The sequence below is a fragment of the Vibrio jasicida CAIM 1864 = LMG 25398 genome (genome assembly GCF_000400365.1).
GTDB lineage: Bacteria > Pseudomonadota > Gammaproteobacteria > Enterobacterales > Vibrionaceae > Vibrio > Vibrio jasicida.
In genome coordinates, this window is the sequence record NZ_BAOG01000186.1 from 1 (window position 1) to 2,883 (window position 2,883).

4 protein-coding genes are annotated in these 2,883 nt (G+C 41.6%); all 4 read right to left on the bottom strand.

Translation table 11 applies throughout. From position 1 onward, the window contains the following. The coding region (locus VJL_RS30110; RefSeq protein ID WP_038882335.1) for a hypothetical protein at positions 1 to 327 on the bottom strand (327 nt) is incomplete at its 3' end. Positions 328 to 637: 310 nt separating this feature from the next. After that, on the bottom strand, positions 638 to 1,189 hold the full coding sequence (locus VJL_RS26445; protein WP_038882336.1) for a hypothetical protein: 552 nt from the start codon (positions 1,187 to 1,189) through the stop codon (positions 638 to 640). 140 nt (positions 1,190 to 1,329) lie between these two features. Then, positions 1,330 to 2,175, bottom strand: a complete 846-nt coding sequence (locus VJL_RS27605; protein WP_050568897.1) for an HNH endonuclease — start codon at positions 2,173 to 2,175, stop codon at positions 1,330 to 1,332. A gap of 144 nt (positions 2,176 to 2,319) precedes the next feature. Further along, on the bottom strand, positions 2,320 to 2,778 hold the full coding sequence (locus VJL_RS26455) for a GNAT family N-acetyltransferase (protein WP_038882337.1): 459 nt from the start codon (positions 2,776 to 2,778) through the stop codon (positions 2,320 to 2,322). Positions 2,779 to 2,883: the final 105 nt, after the last annotated feature.

The window sequence follows — 2,883 nt, forward strand, 5'->3', positions numbered from 1 at the left end:
GAGCGCCAAGCGTTGCGAATCACTGTTGAATTGTTTGTTATGTTTTACCACAAACACATGATTTACTTGAGAAAGAACTGCTATTTCTAGCAAGTTTTCTGAACTAAACCACAAGGCTGAAACCAACTTGACCGACAAAGGCGACCAGCCTAAAACAAGTAAGCCCACTTCCCTGCCCAATGAGGCAACCCGACTAAGCCCCAACAAGTTCCCTTTCTTTCCTACCAAGCGCAAAACAATGCTGAATTGCCGAGGCAACTGCCAAGCAAAAATGCCAATTGACTGAGAACCTAGAAGCGACTTTAAGCCAGCTAAACCACAAACCAACCGCCACGACCTGACAATGAAGCAACCCGCGAACATTGGCATGTTTTACGGGCTGAGAGATTCAAGAACTTAGACCGACAATGCAGATTTGCTGAGTCTACTAGAGACGAATTGCCAGAGGGACAAAGAACTAGAGCCTAAAACCTTTAAGCCGTTGAAATACAAGTAAACATAACGCCCTGTTAAGGGGTGAGCAACGCAATACCGAAGCCGCCGCATACCACCTTAAACACTAAAGCCTACGCATAGTGAAAATGCCATGCGTTGCGAATCCCTCTTGAACAGTTTGTTAGGCTGTTCAGGTGGCTCTTTAGTATTCTCGAGCTTTCATACTAAGAATATTATTGGTGTTGATAGAAAAAGTCTCACCAGAGTCAAGACTATAGAATCCGCAAAATGACTGATAGCACCCTATAAGCTTTAAGTTTTGTTCTTGAACTAAATCTTTGGGTTGGAACAAAACATCAACAAATCCGCTATGCTGAGATGCCAACTCGTCCGCTTTATCTTCTCCGTACACACCGACACCAACAATAACACCGCACAAGCTCAAAACAGGAAGAGTAAGACATAATCCTTTTACGCTAGGTTTGAGAGTATCGGAATTTAGTAAAGTTTTAATACAAAAAATTGTTAACGCTGCAACAGGTAATGATATGTACCAGTACTCAATAAGTAAGAAAATTATGATTCCGGTACCAACAGTAATTTGTTTCTCTGAAGCAACACTAGCCTGCAACGGCCCAACAGGTAATTCAAAATATCCATAATACGCACCTTGATAGATATGACCAGCAAAGTACAAATATGCGCCGATTATAGATATAATTAAGGCTAGATCTATTAGCTTGTGTTCTTTCATGACTTTACACTCCATTGTAAGCCTAACGCCCTGTTAAGGTGTGAGCAACGCAATACCGAAGCTCCCGCATACCACCTTAAACACTAAAACCAACGCATAGTAAAAATGCCACGCGTTGCGAATCACTCTTAAACAGTTTGTTAGCCAGCTGGCCCAAAGTGTATTTCCCTATGGCAGTTGGGGCAGAGACTTATTACATTTTCAAGGCTGTCTAAGCCGCCCTGCGACAACGGTATTATATGGTGAACCTCTAAGTACGGCTCTCCATTGGAACGCTTAATAAAGGGCGCTTTTTCTTTGCACTTTTCGCAAAAGCCTTCTGCTCTATATAATGCTTCCGCGACAACATCAGGGTCTCTACGATAATCCTGAACCAGTCTATAAACGACTTTCGGTTTAGTAGATCTAGAAGCCAACCTTCTTTGACGGTTTTCTGAACTATCATCAAGTGACTCATTTACTTCATTTTCGAAGGTCACTTTATATTCGGCTTGTGATTCTTTGATTGTTTCATTTGCTGTTGGGAACAACTTATCCTGAGCCACAAATCTGATAAATGCCTTGGCATTGATTTCATCAAACGTTTGAACAAGTCCAATATGGACGTTTCTAAGTTTTTGATTCGAAGCTTTACTGATAACAAACAGTGGAATCTTGGATTCAAAGCAGTTTTTTAGCGCTTGTATTTCATTTTGATCATGACTTCCATTTCTGTTTGTATTCGGAAAATCATAATCGATGCCCTTTGACGACATGTTATCACTGTAGTTTTTACCGGTGTGCAAGATACTAACTGCAACTCCGCTCGATGGAGAAACTACGCCCCTTGTTACATCTGAGTTAACCCATACTCCAGCCGCACCACCATAGATACCCAAGTCTCTCAACTTAGAAGGCTTTACATCAATCGCAATGTCTACATAGCTGATCGCATTGAAAAGTCGTTGTCTTCTTTCTATTTCTTTTATTATCAACGTAATTCCCATTTTCTTTGTTGCTGGCTAACGCCCTGTTAAGGGGTGAGCAACGCAATACCGAAGCCCCCGCATACCACCTTAAACACAAAAACCAACGCATAGTGAAAATGCCACGCGTTGCGAATCCCTCTTGAACAGTTTGTTATGTGCGTGCTAATTGAGGTACTTTTGCCAATGTTGCTGCCCTTTCAAAACTACCCTGTAATCTTCGTAGTCCAATGAGCTGTAAAGCTTTTTAGCTGCAACATTATCATCACCGACCTCTAATGTGATTTTGAGGTAATCATTATCACGACAATACTGTTCGATACCACTCAGCTGCGCCTTGCCAACACCTTTTCCACGAAAACTTTCCGACACCATAAAATCATGGATATTCATCACTCTTTGCGCACGATAAGTTGAGAACGATTCAAAACAAACCGCAAATCCAGAAGGCTTATTGTCGACAAAACTGATAAATCCGTGGAAATAAGGCAACGCAAATAGCTGAGCAATTACTGAAAGATCTAGCTCAACTGAGAACCCAGATAGGTATTCTCTAAACAAAGTCTCGAATATACCCTTGTCCTCAATGCTTTCTGTTTCAATAAGCCTGATTGTGATTTCCATATCCATTTCCACCAAAGCACATAACGCCTTGTTAAGGTGTGAGGCACGCAATACCGAAGCTCCCGCATAACACCTTAACCACTAAAACCAACGCATAGTAAAAAT